General features: G+C 40.7%; 10 protein-coding genes and 1 riboswitch. Of the genes, 4 read left to right on the top strand and 6 right to left on the bottom strand.

All coding sequences use genetic code 11. The features are described 5' to 3' along the window. Positions 1-19: 19 nt before the first annotated feature. A complete protein-coding gene (locus tag ACN0T8_RS13535; RefSeq protein ID WP_417881153.1) occupies positions 20-3469 on the bottom strand; it encodes a DEAD/DEAH box helicase family protein in 3450 nt (1149 codons plus the stop codon). Between the two features lie 62 nt (positions 3470-3531). Continuing rightward, positions 3532-5016 (bottom strand): sigma-54 interaction domain-containing protein, encoded by a 1485-nt coding sequence (locus ACN0T8_RS13530; RefSeq protein WP_417881152.1) that lies wholly within the window; start codon positions 5014-5016, stop codon positions 3532-3534. 192 nt (positions 5017-5208) lie between these two features. On the opposite strand from ACN0T8_RS13530, the gene ACN0T8_RS13525 reads away from it, so the two are divergent. From ACN0T8_RS13525 to ACN0T8_RS13515, 3 genes are read left to right on the top strand one after another with little or no spacing between them, the layout of a single operon-like run. Further along, a complete protein-coding gene (locus ACN0T8_RS13525; RefSeq protein ID WP_417881151.1) occupies positions 5209-6393 on the top strand; it encodes a TniQ family protein in 1185 nt (394 codons plus the stop codon). After that, positions 6394-8295 carry a type I-F CRISPR-associated protein Csy2 gene (locus tag ACN0T8_RS13520; RefSeq protein ID WP_417881150.1) on the top strand — a complete coding sequence of 634 codons (1902 nt, stop codon included), beginning with the start codon at positions 6394-6396 and terminating at the stop codon, positions 8293-8295. It begins immediately after the preceding gene. A gap of 5 nt (positions 8296-8300) precedes the next feature. Then, positions 8301-8945: a type I-F CRISPR-associated protein Cas7f/Csy3 gene (locus ACN0T8_RS13515; protein ID WP_417881149.1), complete on the top strand. Its 645-nt coding sequence runs from the start codon at positions 8301-8303 to the stop codon at positions 8943-8945. 114 nt (positions 8946-9059) lie between these two features. Here ACN0T8_RS13515 and ACN0T8_RS13510 read toward each other — a convergent pair whose 3' ends face one another. The 3 genes from ACN0T8_RS13510 to ACN0T8_RS13500 form a co-directional block, all read right to left on the bottom strand. Next, on the bottom strand, positions 9060-10103 hold the full coding sequence (locus ACN0T8_RS13510; RefSeq protein ID WP_417881148.1) for a GMP reductase: 1044 nt from the start codon (positions 10101-10103) through the stop codon (positions 9060-9062). 288 nt (positions 10104-10391) lie between these two features. After that, on the bottom strand, positions 10392-10625 hold the full coding sequence (locus ACN0T8_RS13505) for a hypothetical protein (RefSeq protein ID WP_417881147.1): 234 nt from the start codon (positions 10623-10625) through the stop codon (positions 10392-10394). A gap of 184 nt (positions 10626-10809) precedes the next feature. After that, complete coding sequence (locus ACN0T8_RS13500) at positions 10810-11346, bottom strand: DUF3332 domain-containing protein (protein WP_417881146.1); 537 nt, start codon at positions 11344-11346, stop codon at positions 10810-10812. Between the two features lie 484 nt (positions 11347-11830). Here ACN0T8_RS13500 and ACN0T8_RS13495 point away from each other — a divergent pair, with 484 nt between their 5' ends. After that, the gene (locus ACN0T8_RS13495; protein WP_417881145.1) at positions 11831-14200 is read left to right on the top strand and encodes a fatty acid cis/trans isomerase; all 2370 of its coding nucleotides are present in this window, start codon (positions 11831-11833) and stop codon (positions 14198-14200) included. Positions 14201-14315: 115 nt separating this feature from the next. Here the strand turns inward: ACN0T8_RS13495 and ACN0T8_RS13490 are convergent, their stop codons facing one another. Beyond that, a complete protein-coding gene (locus ACN0T8_RS13490; protein ID WP_417881172.1) occupies positions 14316-15326 on the bottom strand; it encodes an adenosine deaminase in 1011 nt (336 codons plus the stop codon). A 180-nt stretch (positions 15327-15506) separates the two neighbouring features. Further along, positions 15507-15619: riboswitch (purine riboswitch) on the bottom strand. Between the last annotated feature and the right edge of the window lie 9 nt (positions 15620-15628).

Raw genomic sequence — 15628 nt, 5'->3', positions numbered from 1 at the left:
GGTTGGTATCTCTAAAGGATTAATTCACCACTTTCTCGACACTTGCTTGTTTCTCACCCAATTGGACACTAAAGCGACGAACAAACTGCTCCACCACATCCGCTTGGGCTGGGATGGGGAATACACCATCTAAACCAGCGTCATCAATTTGATTGAATGGTGCGTCGTACAACTGTTCAATATCAATGCTACCGTAGCGACAAAGGTGATTTTTTAGCATACCGATAAAGCGCTGTTGTCTTGAATTTAGGTGCGTATGTACTTGTTGCACAAAAGCTGTAAACTCTCCTTCAATCGCTTTCGCATCCATCCCAACAATAGTACGCAAAATCTGATCGAGCCCTGCGGTTGATTCTGGGAAGAACACTTTCAAAATCGAGAGATCGACATTTGGATTTTGAGTATGCACGAGCGCATTGAGCGTGTCTAAATCCGCCTCTGTTACTGATTGTCCTGCACGTATTTTCTGTAAAACTTCATTAGATTCGAACAATGGTGACAGCGTTTTTTCGACCTCTTGTTTATAGATCTGATAGTCCACCGTCACAATATCGGTTTTCACGTCTTCAGTACGATATTCAGCCGCATCTTCTTTCACGTCCAGCACAGGTGCTGGCTTAAGTGGTGGTGTCGCGCCTTTATCACGCAAATGAATCACCGTTCGTAGCTCTCTTCGGCAAGCTTCTAATTCATGGTAATCAGCATCATTCCAAAAATTTGGCTGCTGCACCTGCTTAATCGTACTGGCCTTACTGCGCACTTCGTTAAGGTGCATAGAAAGTGTGGTGACCTTGTCCATAATCGGCATCGCAACAATATCGACCTTGGAAGGTTGTTTGAGTTTGATAAGCTCAAGCTCTAAGAGCTGGAGATCAAAACGCAAAGCTTCACTCTCTCCAGTAATTGGCTTCCATTGCATAAGAGTAGCCATCCTAGTTCGCAGTAGCTCTTTGGTATCCGGAGCCATTTGGTGCAAGATTTTCTCATCACTTAGCTGCGCTTTGATTTGCCAGTTTTCACGCACCTCGATGGTTTTGTCATTAAGCGATTCTATATCGGCTTTAATCTGTGGGATCACTGCATCGAATATATCCATTTCTGCGCGTTTGAGTGCTTCATCAGCCAAGTTTAGCCGCGCTTCAAATACCTTTTGCGCAAGAGACTTACCCTGTGCACCATCATCTTCCTCTGGGTTCATTTTGAAGTATTCAAAGTTGTTCCAGTGATCGAAAATCAAGAAATGCTTTTTATGCTCACCTGGGCCAAACAAGTTTTCACACAAACGGGTACCGCGCCCCACCATTTGCCAAAATTTCACTTTAGATTTAATCGGTTTAGCAAACACAAGGTTGATACATTCCGGCACATCAATACCGGTATCGAGCATGTCGACAGAAACCGCAATGGTGATTTCGTCTTTGTTGCCTTCGGCACTTTTGAAATTGTCGATCAGCTCATCCGCACGTTCGTATTTCGAGTGAATCACTCGACAAAAATTGCCACCCAGATCAGGGTACATTTCAGCAAACAGGTCGGCGATAAGTTCTGCATGTTTAATGCTACGAGCAAAAATGATGGATTTACCCGGTAATTGATTATCGGCATCTTTAAGGCCACGTTCCATCAGATTACGGATGATTTGGCGATTGGTGTCTTTATTGAAGATGGCTTTATCAATCAGCTTTGAATCAAAATCGAGCTCATTCGGGTCAATGCCTTGATCCTCCAGCTCAGCTATCTGATCATCAGTGAGCTCATTGCCTTTAATGCCATCACGTAAAAACTTGGTGGTATGAGAAACAACTTTGAAAGGAACAAGGTTACCCTCTTCGATCGCTTGCTCTAACGGGTAATTGGCCGTTGGCATTTTGTAATCACAACTAAATAACTGACTAGTCGAGCGGGAGATCATCTCTACAGGCGTTGCCGTTAAACCTACTTGTAGCGCATCAAAATACTTAAACAGCTCACCATACTTGTTGTAGATGGAACGATGCGATTCGTCGGCAATAATAAGGTCGAAGTGACCGACATCAAACTCTTCGAAGGTTTGCATCATACCTGGGTAAGTCGCGATCACGATACGCGCATTACTCGCAAGATCTTTTTTGCTTTTACCTTTTACGAATAACGGCTCTTTAGTGAACTCATTAAATGCGTTTGCCGCTTGCTTGCGTAGCTCTTTACGATCGCATAAGAACAACACTCGCTTTGCCCAACCTGCATCAAGTAAACGCTTGGTCAATGCAATAGAAACGCGCGTTTTACCCGTGCCTGTTGCTTGCACAATCAGCGCTTTACGGTGCTTACCGCTAAATCGTTCACATACACGAGTAATCGACTCCATTTGATAGAGTCGACCTGCTACTTCAGTGTCTATCGGTGTACTGTTGAGATCTTTTTTCAAAGCACGCTGTTGGATAAGGTATTGCAGGCTATCTTTAGAGTAGTAACCAAACAGTTTACGTGGTATGTAACCCTGAGCGTCATCCCATAGCCAGAGATCATAGCCATTGGTATAGAAAATAACTGGACGTTGACCCGTTTGTTTTTCTAACGCATCAGCGTAAATTTTGGCTTGCTCTTGCCCTGATCGTGCATCCACTCGGGTTTTCTTCGCTTCAATAACTGCCAATGGTTTACCGTTGTCATCCCACAGTACGTAATCACAACGACCTTTACCTGATTGTGTCGGTTGGCCATCCACTTCGTACTCTTTTGATACTTGCTCGGTACTCACCTCTGCCAGCGCAACGTCCCAGCCTTCACTTCTCAGCTCCGAATCGATTAGACGTTTACGAGTTTCTGCTTCGTTAAAGTCAAAGCTGTTTTTCAACTTAAGGGTGTTACGCTTTAGCTTATCAACCTTAGTTTGGTCAACTTCTAACTTGATCTTATTGGCAGCCTGCTGAGCTAACAACTGAGCTTCTTTCGCCTCTTCAAGCTCTTTTAATGCCTGTGTAAGCTGCTCACTATTCTGAGCGAGTTTTTGTTGTAGTTGTTTGTTTTTACGTTTGAAATCTGCTTTAGATTCACCTTCTAAGGGAGCATTATCAGGCTGAGAATAGCGCGGGCATTCTTCTTGAGAACCATCGCCATGGGCGATGAAAAGCCAGCAACCAATTAAGTAGGATTCTTTGAGTAACCAAAGCGCATCATGCTGATTCACATATCCGTCATGAGCAGCTTTATTGCCACCTTTGCGCACGGCGTGAAATTTATCAAGAATATCTTTATGAATGACGGCAGTAAATGAGGCACTCGTCAGCTTGTCGTGAATCGACGCATTTGGCAATACGGGTAAACGTAGCTCTCGATAAAGATAGCCAACGATTTTTTCGACATAGCAACGAAGCTTAACCATCGAGCTTTGCGGATCTGTCACTGCATAAGCTTCAGCAAATGCACCCAGTTCAGCCAGTTCTGGCCAGTCTTTTCTTAAATGTTCAAAATTCACTGACGTTTTCACTCTTATTGTACTCCTGACCTCAATAAGCAATGGGTATGCCAACCCTGTTTTAGCCAACTTGCTTATTCTTCAATACCTAATTTTGTCATCCAACCGCTTAACGTTTGATGACTCTTTAGACCTAGTACTTCAGCTGCTTTGGATTTATTATTACGACTATACTCTAAAGCTGATTCAACCGCACCTTTCTTAATAATATCAATGTATTGCTGTATATCCCCGGGTACAGAAAATTCTCCCTGTGGAGGTTGTTTTTTACCTGCACTTAATACTGACGATTGAAGGTCTTCAGCAGAAAGAGTGCTAGATTCAGACCATAAGACTGCTCGATTCAGTGTATTCCAAAGCTCCCTTATATTTCCGGGCCATGGATAAGATTTTGCAAAATTTATTGCATCATAGGAAATTTTTTTACTTTCAAACAGAGGGTGTTTTTCAGCCTGTTGGTTAATATCACTCATTAGTGTAGAAATAAGTTCTGGAATGTCTTCCGCTCTTGCTCTCAGGGGTGGCATTTCAATAACCCCGACGGCGAGTCGGTAAAATAAGTCTTCCCGAAAGGCTCCTTGTGATGTCATCTGAAATAGATCTTGGTGCGTAGCCGCAATAATGCGAACATCAACAACCTTTGATTTAACGTCACCGACTCTCGTCACTTCTTTTTGTTGCAACGCTCTAAGTAATTTTACTTGGACATTGAGTGGCAGCTCGCCCACTTCATCCAGGAACAAAGTGCCGCCATTTGCCTGTTCAAATAGCCCAGAATGATCTTTGTCTGCCCCAGTAAACGCCCCTTTGACGTGACCAAACAGAATTGAGTCCACCAAGTTCTCTGGTAATGCACCACAGTTAACCGCTTTGAATGGTTTATCAGAGCGAGAGCTTGCATTGTGAATTGCGGTTGCCATGACTTCTTTGCCTGACCCACTTTCACCAAGCACGAGTGCAGGTAAATCAGATAATGCGAGTCTATGAGCTTTTTTCACTAGAAGCTGCATAATTTTTGAATTTGCTGTTATAGCTTCAAAAGCGGGATTTAATTTAGGGCTGTCTGAAGTAAGAGATTGTATGGCATCAGAGGAGGCTTTGGTGTATTCAGTTGCAAAATCGACAGGAATCTCAACCTCGATTAAATCACCTTTGGGCGATGTTTGAAGGATCTGACATTTTCCGATGCTCTTACCAAGTAAGACAGAAACAACAGCCATTGCTGGCGTTCCAGAAGTAAGATTAAGATAAACTTGTTCAGAGTTAGAGGCTGCTTCATTCAATTGTTTTTGCATCACTCGGGTTATAGATGAATAGTCTATTGGTGATGCCAATCGAACACGTTGGATAGTCACTGAGGCCTTGGAACGCCCCACACAGGCCAGTTTTTTTTCCAACCATTCTTTATAGTCGTACCATTCATCTTCCCATGTACTGGCAAGTATAATAATGCTGTCTAGAGGTTTACCTTTCAAAGCAATCGTTGCAATTGAAGCAGGCTTATCCAGCTTCATTTGATCAAGATCTGTTCTACCAAGCCAACTGAGTAAAGTTGCCATTTTGACGTCCGTAACTATTTTTACCTATGGGAATAGAGTTTACCGCATTAAGCGTTGAGTTAATATTCAATTACACAACTCTACTCTACGCCAACATAACCAAAATCAGAAAGTTGTGGCTAGCCTCTCAATCCCAAGTAAAACCCTGTTAACCGAACTTTTAACTCCTATATTAGAGTGAGGAGGAGCTCTATGTTTTTGCAAAGACCTAAACCTTATAGCGATGAAAGCATCGAGAGCTTCTTTATCCGTGTGGCAAACAAAAATGGATATGATGATGTCCATCGTTTCCTAGAAGCCACCAAACGCTTCCTACAAGACATTGACCATCACGGCTATCAAACCTTTCCAACGCATATCACTAGAATAAATCCATGTGTCGCTAAAAATAGTTCCAGTGCACGAACCGCTTCATTTCTGAAATTTTCTCACATGACATTTAATGAACCCCCTGAAATACTTGGGTTAGCAATAAACAGGACGAACTTACAATACTCCCCCTCAACCAACGCTGTAATACGTGGTGCCGAAGTTTTTCCGCGCAGTTTACTTCGTAGTGCGTCTCTACCTTGTTGCCCTATATGCTTACAGGAAAATGGTTATGCTTCTTACCTTTGGCATTTTGAAGGTTACGATTACTGCCATATCCATGATGTGCCTTTGGTCAACAGCTGTAGTTGTGGTGCAGAATACGATTATCGAGTTTCTGGTTTAAGTGGAATGTGCGGTGACTGCAAAAAAACTATCAGTACGAAAATTCCAGATAATAGCCATAAAGCAATATCCACTGTTTCAAGTTGGCTCGCTGGTAATACATCTAAAGCTCTACCAAATCTTCCACAAAGCTACCGCTGGGGATTGGTACATTGGTGGAGCCACATCAGTGGTAATGAATTCGAGTACTTTTCATTCGTCCAATTTTTCTCGGACTGGCCAAGTTCATTTCATTCAATGATTGATAGTGAAATCGAATTCAACCTAGAACACGCCATTGTTGGACGGACTGAATTGCGTGTAAAAGATCTTATGGGGCGATTCTTTTTTAATTCTGTTCGATTACCAGAGCGTAACCTTCAGCATAATATCGTTCTAGGAGAGCTTCTACGACATATAGAGACGCATTTGTGGGATAACAGTGGTTTGGTCGCCAAACTTCGGATGAACGCTATAGAGGCCGCTGTATTCCTCAATTGCAGCTTGGATGAGGTCGCATCAATGGTTGAACAACGCATCTTAAAGCCAAATCGTAAAACTAAACCAAATCCCCCCCTTGAGGTTAACGATTACCTCTTTTATTTGGGCGACATTTTCTGCCTTTGGTTAGCCGAGTTTCAAACTGATGAATTTAATCGCTCTTTCTATATATCGAGGTGGTAAATGGATAATTTGAAAGAGTTACTACAATCAAAACCAGTTGATTTAAACGTGGAATTAAAGCGAGCATTCAGGCCTCTTACTCCACACATTAATATTGATGGAAAAGAATTAGATGCCCTCACAGCATTGGTTAACTTGACAGATAAGACTGCCGATCAAAAAAACCTTCTTGATCGTGCGAGATGTAAAGAAAAAATACGGGATGAAAAGTGGTGGAGGCTTTGCCTGAACACTATCGCGTATATTCAAAGTCACAACCTAAAGTTCCCTGATATTCGAGCTGAAGGTGTTATTCGAGCATCTACTTTGAACTCTCTTCCAGAACATTTATTGTCTTCATCTAAATTACCACCGCACTTTTGGTCTTACAGCCATGATTCGAAATATGTCAATAAAAGCGCTTTCCTTACTAGTGAGTTCTGTTGGAAAGGCTCAGTTTCATGCCTTGCTATCTTTCTACAAGATGAATCACATATTTTATGGACCAAGTTGCTGAAACTAGGCTGTTACAAGAAAACACAAAAAGCAGTAGTCAAAAAATTGCGGTGCTATGAAGAGCAAAAAATCGACGTAACACTAACGGGCAACTACTTAACTCAACTTTCATTGCCTGATGATAAAGGTTCATATGTTTCGCTATCTCCTGTTGCCTCTCAAGCAATACAAAGTCAATGTTACCAAGCACTAAGCGAGAATTATCAATATCGTGCAATAACTCGCTTTAGCCGTAGTACCAACATGGGTGTACTCCCGGTGACAAGCGGTGGTGCTTTAAGGATGTTTAGATCTGTTCCTAACTTCTCAAATACACATCACCATAAGCTCAACAACAATGAGCATTGGCTATCGAAAGAAAATATTCAATCGTTAAAAGACTACCTACAACTGAACAGGCTACTGATACCTGAGAATCGAAAACAAGCACAGCGTAAGTTGGTAGCCGACAGTATTCAAATTATGATTCGAACATGGATTTCTCGACAAGATGCAGAGATAGATGCAAAAACACTAACAGAGAACTTAAATTACGACCTTTCTCAAGCGAAAGCGACGAAGCGTTTTGCGTATATTCCCAAGCTCACTAGGTTGTTTCATAGCCTACTAAAACTAGAGTTAAATACCCCTCTACTTGAACCAGCCATTGATGAGCCTAGCTCAAAGGCTGGTTCCTTTTTGCTCTTACCCAATATCAAGGTCTCTGGAGCATCTGCATTGAGCTCTTCCGTAACAATCGGTATTCCCTCACTAACCGCATTCTATGGATATGTGCATGCATTTGAACGTAAATTGCGAGAGTTACACTCAGCAACGAAAATTGAGTCGTTTGCTATCTGTATTCATCAGTTCCATTTAGACAAACGTGGTTTAACCAAAGAGTTTGTAGAAAAAACTAACGGCACTATATCTCCCCCATCAATACATGATGATTGGCAGTGTGATTTCACATTTAGTCTTATCTTGAAATTCACACATCAACCAACTATGCCCATCGACTCAATCATCAAAGCTCTACCCAAACGTCTCGCTCGTGGGACTGCCAAAATTTCTATTGTAGACTTTCATAACATTCAGTCAGTCGACAACTTAACTTCCGCCATTAAACATATACCGACACAAACTGGAAAATGGCTCTCGCTCTACAAGCATCCTCTCAACAGCTATGATGACATGGTAACAAACGTAAAAAGCAGCCAATGGTTAACCCCTTCCTGCGTTGGATATCATCTGCTAGAGCAACCAGTAGAGAAAAAGGACACGCTACGAAACTATAGACATGCATTTGCCGAATCTATTATTGGACTCATCAATCCTATAGTTTTTGGGAACACAACTGACCCAAATGAAATTTTATGGTGTTATCAATATCATCATGACCATATCGTATTGCAAACAGAGGAATAACCATCATGGAACTACCAACCAACTTAGCTTATGAGCGTTCCATCACCCCCTCTGATGTTTGCTTTTTTGTTGTTTGGCCCGACGGAGCGAAAGAGCCGCTCAGATATAGCTCTCGCACCGTACTTGGGCAGATGGAGACAGCTGCACTAGCCTATGACTCATCGGGGAAAATTAAAGATAATGCTACAGCAGAAAAACTAGCACATGGTAATCCACATACTGTTGATTTTTGTAGCGTCCCTTTCGGAGCTAGCTACATTGAATGTTTTTTCTCAGTATCTTTCTCTTCAGAGTTACGGAAACCATACAAGTGCAATTCAGACAATGTCAAAAATACGCTAATTAAGTTAATCGAACTCTACGAAAAACGAATCGGTTGGCAGGAGTTAGTGTCAAGATACCTAATCAACGTTTGTAACGGCTCTTGGTTGTGGAAAAATACCAAAAAAGCATATCGCTATGACGTTGAGCTAACTCCTTGGCCGTGGACTGGCAAGCCAGTTTTATTTGAAAATATACGTACCGATTACACAGAAAAATCAGCATTTGAAGCTCATCAACAATGGGTGGCTGTAGAAGGGGAAGGTATATCAGACATAATATTGCCTCTTCACGATTTTGCCGTAAACTTACGTAAGTTTAGACCATGAAGAGGCTATATCAAATTATGGTTGTACTAAATATCAATATATGGTTGTAAATATCAATTTATGGTTGTAAATATCAATTTATGGTTGTATCAACATTATTCACATCCGAAAACTCTACTCTCTACCATACACATTGTTTTCTTGTTCTTGAACACGGATAAAAGTAGTACGCTTGGTTAGCTCTTTAAGCTTCGCTGCACCAACATAAGTACAAGTTGAGCGTACGCCACCTAGAATATCGTTGATCGTGTCATGCACGGTTCCACGGAATGGAATCAATACGGTTTTACCTTCCGCAGCACGGTACTTGGCTACACCACCTGAGTGCTTCTTCATTGCAGACTGACTACTCATACCGTAGAACTTCATGAAGGTTTTGCCATCTTGCTCAATGCGCTCGCCGCCTGATTCTTCATGGCCAGCTAACATGCCGCCTAACATTACGAAATCTGCACCGCCACCAAAGGCTTTCGATACGTCACCTGCACATGTACAACCACCGTCACCGATGATCATGCCACCTAGGCCGTGAGCGGCATCGCCACATTCGATAATAGCGGAAAGTTGTGGGTAACCAACGCCGGTTTTCACGCGAGTCGTGCATACAGAACCTGGGCCAATACCAACTTTAACGATATCTGCACCCGCTAGAATAAGCTCTTCAACCATATCACCTGTAACGACATTACCTGCGCTGATCACTTTATCAGGGAACGCTTCACGAACTTTCATTACGTAGTCAACGAGGTGCTCAGAATAACCATTCGCAATATCAACACAGATAAAGATCAAATCATCACTCATTGCCATGATGTCTTTAGTTTTTTGAAAATCAGCTTCTGAAGTACCAGTTGATACCATTGCGTTATTTAATACGCTCGCATCGTTTGATTCGATAAAGCCTTTCCAGTCTTCTATTGAGTAGTGTTTATGAATTGCAGTCATTACACCATGTTCTGCTAACGCTTTCGCCATATCGAAACTACCAACAGAATCCATATTAGCGGCAATAACTGGTACACCAGACCATTGACGTCCGCTGTGCTTGAACGTAAAATCGCGAGTTAAATTTACTTGAGAACGACTTTTTAATGTTGAACGCTTCGGGCGGAATAACACATCTTTAAAGCCTAACTTAAGTTCTTGTTCGATACGCATAATGCAAATTTCCTTAATGACATAGAGTGTATGCGTCCTTTTGGCGCGGCAATCGTGTATCTATTGCATGCGAGATGACGACTTTGGCAGAAGTGCTCATCTATATTTCGGACACAAAAAAACCGGAGCGTTGGCAGACGCTCCGGTTTTCAGCATTATAGGCTGTGATTTTTTTATTGCTAGTCTGCTATTTTAAATTTTTTTGTGATACCTTACGTCAGAAAGCAACTCAGAAACTGACTACCAAGTCAATACTGGATGAAATGAAATTCATTATTTATCAGTCTTTTATGGAAAGAATGTAAGAATCGCAATCCGAAGAACGACCGCAAAAACTAACAAGCTAACTCCAAACTTATAAAACTTGAACTCGCTCATTGTCATATCAACACGCTTATAGAAAACCGTCACGACTCCTTTCCAATCTTGGCTACGTTTTCCATATTCAAATAAGCTAAATAGCACGCCTGCGATACCAGATAACAGCACCGCTTTTTCAAACACAATCAAGAACATTTCCATTGTCACCCCTCTCCCTTTTCACCTTTAAAATCACTATGCCGTGTTCTGAGGAAGAAATCTGTAGAACTTAAGTCGAACTCATACAGACATAACACCAGTTTCAGATTAAACAAATAAAAAAGAGCCGATCATCACTGATCGACCCTAAACATAATCTTATAGCAATGTCGCTAAAAAATGTTGATTACAGTTGAGCTGATGCTACGTAATCTTCTAGTTCTTGAACGCTTACTGTAGTGATAAGTTCATTGTTCGCGTAGAACGCAACAGCATCACCAGTTTTCACACCACGTAGCGTTTTCTGAGTGCCGTTTACGTAAGAAATATTCATTTCTAGCGTGTTGTTGTCAATTTTTTGGATAGTTGTGTTTTCAACGTCAGCAACGTTACTCTGAACTGGAACACCAGTTAGAGAGCTATCGACTTTATCGTTCACTTTTAACCAAGCTTCAACGCTTTTATCAACAAGCGCTGGAGTTTTATTAGTGATGATGTTTCTACCTGTCCAGAACTCAATTGAGTTGAAAATGAATAAATCGGCAATAGTAGCAATACCGTAAACTGGACTGAGAAGAAGGAAAACACCTTCACGCGCATAACGGTTATCAACAGCCATTAAGTTAACTTTAGTGACTAGGCCTGTAACGCCCATTTGACCCATACAGCCACTTAGAGTTGTCACGCCAAGCGCTGTTACGATCGCTACTTTCAACTTTTTCATTCAATATGCTCGTTTTTAATATTTTAAAAATGTTTATACCCAAGTAACTTAAAGATGCGAGTTTCAGCAAGAGTAAAACAAGCTTTATGCCGCGTCAGATTGGTTTGAAAGGTGCTTACATTCCTTCGCCAATCTTCCTTGCTTAAAGGCTTGGATGATAGCTTTGAATTCTGCATCTTGAAGTCACTTGGGTATAGTGAATTTAGCACACAGCTATAATTAAAATAAACTTTTTTACCTTATTTTTTAAGCAGGTAGAATCCAAAAAAATACAAAATAAATTGTGTAATGCCTTAAGCTAGCAATGCAATAAAGATTTTCACAGAAAACATTCAACAAACTGATTTTTATAGTATTTTACTTAACATAAGACGTGATTATAAAAATTTAAATTCCTAGCTTCAATTGTTTATTTTTCTATTAACCACTTATTTGCTATTCTTGATGATAAGCACTTAATTAAATGGGTTTTCTTGGTATTTATATGAAATTAAAACACCTAACTTTCTTATTTTTGATCACCCTTTTTTCAGGCTGTGCCGTCTATACCGGATTAAATTACGATAATTTATTCGGTAAAGCACAAATCCAAGATAGAACCCCAGAATACAACAGTAAAGCCGCCCAGCACTTTGTTAATGAAATAAAGCCTATTTTAGATAATCGCTGCGTAGTTTGCCATGCCTGTTATGATGCGCCTTGTCAGTTAAAATTGTCTTCCGTTGAAGGTATCGATCGTGGTGCTAACAAGAGCCTTGTTTATAAAGGTACCCGCCTTACTGCATCTAACCCAACTCGTTTATTTGAAGATGCTCAAACCACAGAACAATGGCGCGATATTGGCTTCCATCCTATTTTGAATGAGCGTTCACAAATTCCAGAAGCAAATTTGGAAGCAGGCTTAGTTGCTCGTCTATTAGAACAAAAACAAGCTCACCCATTACCCGACCAAAAACAATTAGAAGGTTTTGATTTTAATATAGATCGTAATCAACAATGCCCAACCATTGAAGGCTTAGACCAATATCAAGCTGACTATCCAACCTGGGGAATGCCTTATGGAATGCCTGCGTTAAATAATACTGAGCACAACAAATTAATGGCATGGTTATCTAATGGTGCAACGATGACGGCACATGCGCCATTATCTAACGATCAGCAAACTGAAGTAAAAAAGTGGGAGGCCTTTTTCAATGGTGGTTCATTAAAACAGCAGCTTACTAGTCGTTATATTTATGAGCACTTATTTTTATCACATCTCTATTTTTCCGATCATTTAAAAGCCACCAAAGATACACCTATTCAATTTTTTGCTTTAGTTCGTTCAACAACACCACCAGGTCAACCAGTCAATCGTATTGCCACTCGTCGCCCTTACGATGATCCAAATGTTGAGCGCGTTTATTATCGCCTAGTCGCCTACCCTGCCACTATTGTTGATAAAACCCACCAACCTTATGCACTCAATGATAATAAGCTGATTCGTATTCAAGAATTGTTTATCAAACCAGACTATGACGTAAAAGAACTACCTAGCTATAAACCAACAGTAGCAGCTAACCCAATGACTGCCTTTGCAGCCCTACCGGTAGAAGCTCGTTATAACTTCATGCTAGATAACGCGCAAAATACCATTATGAGCTTTATTAAAGGCCCTGTGTGTCGGGGCCAATTAGCGCTTAATGTTATTAATGACCGATTTTGGGTGTTCTTTGTTGACCCTAAAACTGCCCAACTACCTGATGTTAAAAAGTTCTATTATGACCAAACGGACAACTTAAAATTACCATCGGAAAAACAAAGTAATGTCGTACCTATTTATCAATGGGTTGCTTATTCTGAACAGCAAGCTCGTTACTTAAAAGCTAAAACGCAAGCGATGAATCATTGGTTCGAAAATGGTGCTCATTTAACCACCGACCTCGTATGGGATGGTGAAGGTAAAAATGATAATGCAGCCTTAACGATATTCCGTCACTTTGATAGTGCCTCTGTCGTCAAAGGCTTAGTAGGTAAACCACCTAAAACCGCTTGGATTATTGACTATGCGTTATTAGAACGAATTCAATACTTATTAGTCGATGGGTTTGATGTGTACGGCAACTTCGGCCACCAGCTGATGACTCGCATGTTTATGGATTTCTTACGAATGGAAGGAGAGGAAAACTTCTTATCCTTACTACCGATTAAAGACAGACATGAATTAATGGAAAGCTGGTATCAAAACCCATCACCACAGCTAAGCGCCTTTATTCAGCGTGATGTGAAAACATTTGAGCAACCAAGCAGCATTCAATATAAAACCGATAAGCCGCAAGATGAATTGTATGCCATGCTTGAAAAACGTTTAGAGCCGGTGCTTGGTCATCGATACGAAATTCGAGATACCGGATTATCTCCACAAAACGAAGCGATATTACGTAAGATTGATGATATTAAAGGCAAAGGGTTACGCCAAGTACCGCAGTTAGTAACGGTTCTTATCACTACAGACAGCGGTAAAGATCAGGTATTTACCTTAATTCACAATAACGCTCATACCAATATCTCTAGCTTATTTGATGAAGAAAGTAATCGTGATCTTGAAAATGATGATCTGACGTTTGTGAAAGGTGTCGTCGGTAGTTATCCTGCCGCCTTTATGCAGGTACAAGAAAAAGACATTGCCGATTTTTATCAAGGTTTATCTAGCATTAAAGAAGATCAAGACTACGTCACTTTGCTAGATAAATATGGTATTCGACGCAGTGATCCTGATTTTTGGGCCTTTAGTGATAAGTTACATAAATGGTATGAAAACGACCAACCGATAGAAGCTGGATTACTAGATTATAACCGCTTCGAAAACCGATAATCCGTCAATTAATATCATATAGATACCCAAGTCACTTGGATATAAATCAGGCTTGAAGCGATATTCAAGCCTGTTTTTTTATACTTGCTCTATGATCTAGATAAGTTAAATCGATTTAAGCCAGAAACTCACGACTAAAGCAAGTAACCTGATCTACCAACCTTTTCTTTTCTTCATCACTAATAAAACTTGCTTCAATCGCATTAAGTGAGAATGCTTGTAGCTCTTCCAGCGATAACGGTAATGCTTCCGCCACCGCCATAAAGTTATCCGTCATATAACCACCAAAATAAGCCGGATCATCAGAATTAATCGTGACACACAGCCCTTGTCGCAATAAATCGACAATATTGTGATCGCTCATATCCTCAAAAACTTTTAGTTTAGTGTTCGATAGTGGGCAAACCGTTAATGGCGTGCGGTCTTCTATTAGCTGTTTTACCAATTCAGAATCTTCAACACAACGTACTCCGTGATCGATTCGTGAAACACCGAGTAGCTTCATTGCATTATGAATATTAGCTGCCGGTCCTTCTTCACCTGCATGCGCTACTGTTAAAAAACCATACTCAATCGCCGCTTCAAATACCTCTTTAAACTTTTCTGGTGGATGACCTTGCTCAGAAGAATCAAGCCCAACTCCGATGATCTTATCTTTAAATGGCAACGCTTGTTTTAAGGTTTCAAAGGCTGAATTTTGATCTAAATGACGTAAGAAACACATGATAACTTGGCTCGAAATACCGAGCTCCACGCGCCCTTTTTGCATCGCCTTATCAATACCACTAATCACCGTTTCAAAAGCAATACCACGCGCAGTATGAGTTTGCGGATCAAAGAAAATTTCAGTGTGGATCACGTTATATTTCTTACAACGCAGTAGGTAAGCCCAAGTTAAATCAAAGAAATCTTGCTCATTAATCAACACATTGGCGCCTTGATAATAGATATCAAGAAACGACTGCAAATCCTCAAATTGATAAGCGGCTTGCACTTCCTCAGGTGACTTAAATGGAATTTCAATGTTATTGCGCCTAGCAAGCTCAAACATGAGATCGGGCTCAAGTGATCCTTCAATATGCAAATGCAATTCGACTTTGGGTAAGCCTTGGATAAATGCGGTTATATGTGGATTCATTGGTTACATCCTTTTCGATTAAAAATGAATGCGCAACGATTTTTCTTTTGTTCGGTAAACCTTTGCTCTAAATCGAGTATAGGTGACTTCTATCAATCAAGATAAGTAAGCTATCCAATTTAATGGGTTTAAAAGTTATGATTGATAGTATTGATACAAAGAGAAAACGATCGCCCGCTTACTCTTCGTAATCAGAATTTGAGGATTCTGGTAGAGACTCTCACACCTAGAACAAACGGTTCAATCAGTGAGATTATACGAAAGGATTGTAGACTAACCTAAGCAGCCTA

Origin of the sequence: Vibrio sp., assembly GCF_048266485.1 — a bacterium.
Taxonomy (GTDB): domain Bacteria; phylum Pseudomonadota; class Gammaproteobacteria; order Enterobacterales; family Vibrionaceae; genus Vibrio.
This window is presented reverse-complemented; position numbering and strand designations above follow the sequence as displayed.

Bases quoted from the DNA above. Each gene is read 5' to 3' on its own strand.
- ACN0T8_RS13530 (WP_417881152.1), bottom strand. From the start codon at position 5,016: ATGGCAACTTTACTCAGTTGGCTTGGTAGAACAGATCTTGATCAAATG.
- ACN0T8_RS13525 (WP_417881151.1), top strand. From the start codon at position 5,209: ATGTTTTTGCAAAGACCTAAACCTTATAGCGATGAAAGCATCGAGAGC.
- ACN0T8_RS13520 (WP_417881150.1), top strand. From the start codon at position 6,394: ATGGATAATTTGAAAGAGTTACTACAATCAAAACCAGTTGATTTAAAC.
- ACN0T8_RS13515 (WP_417881149.1), top strand. From the start codon at position 8,301: ATGGAACTACCAACCAACTTAGCTTATGAGCGTTCCATCACCCCCTCT.
- ACN0T8_RS13510 (WP_417881148.1), bottom strand. From the start codon at position 10,103: ATGCGTATCGAACAAGAACTTAAGTTAGGCTTTAAAGATGTGTTATTC.
- ACN0T8_RS13505 (WP_417881147.1), bottom strand. From the start codon at position 10,625: ATGGAAATGTTCTTGATTGTGTTTGAAAAAGCGGTGCTGTTATCTGGT.
- ACN0T8_RS13500 (WP_417881146.1), bottom strand. From the start codon at position 11,346: ATGAAAAAGTTGAAAGTAGCGATCGTAACAGCGCTTGGCGTGACAACT.
- ACN0T8_RS13495 (WP_417881145.1), top strand. From the start codon at position 11,831: ATGAAATTAAAACACCTAACTTTCTTATTTTTGATCACCCTTTTTTCA.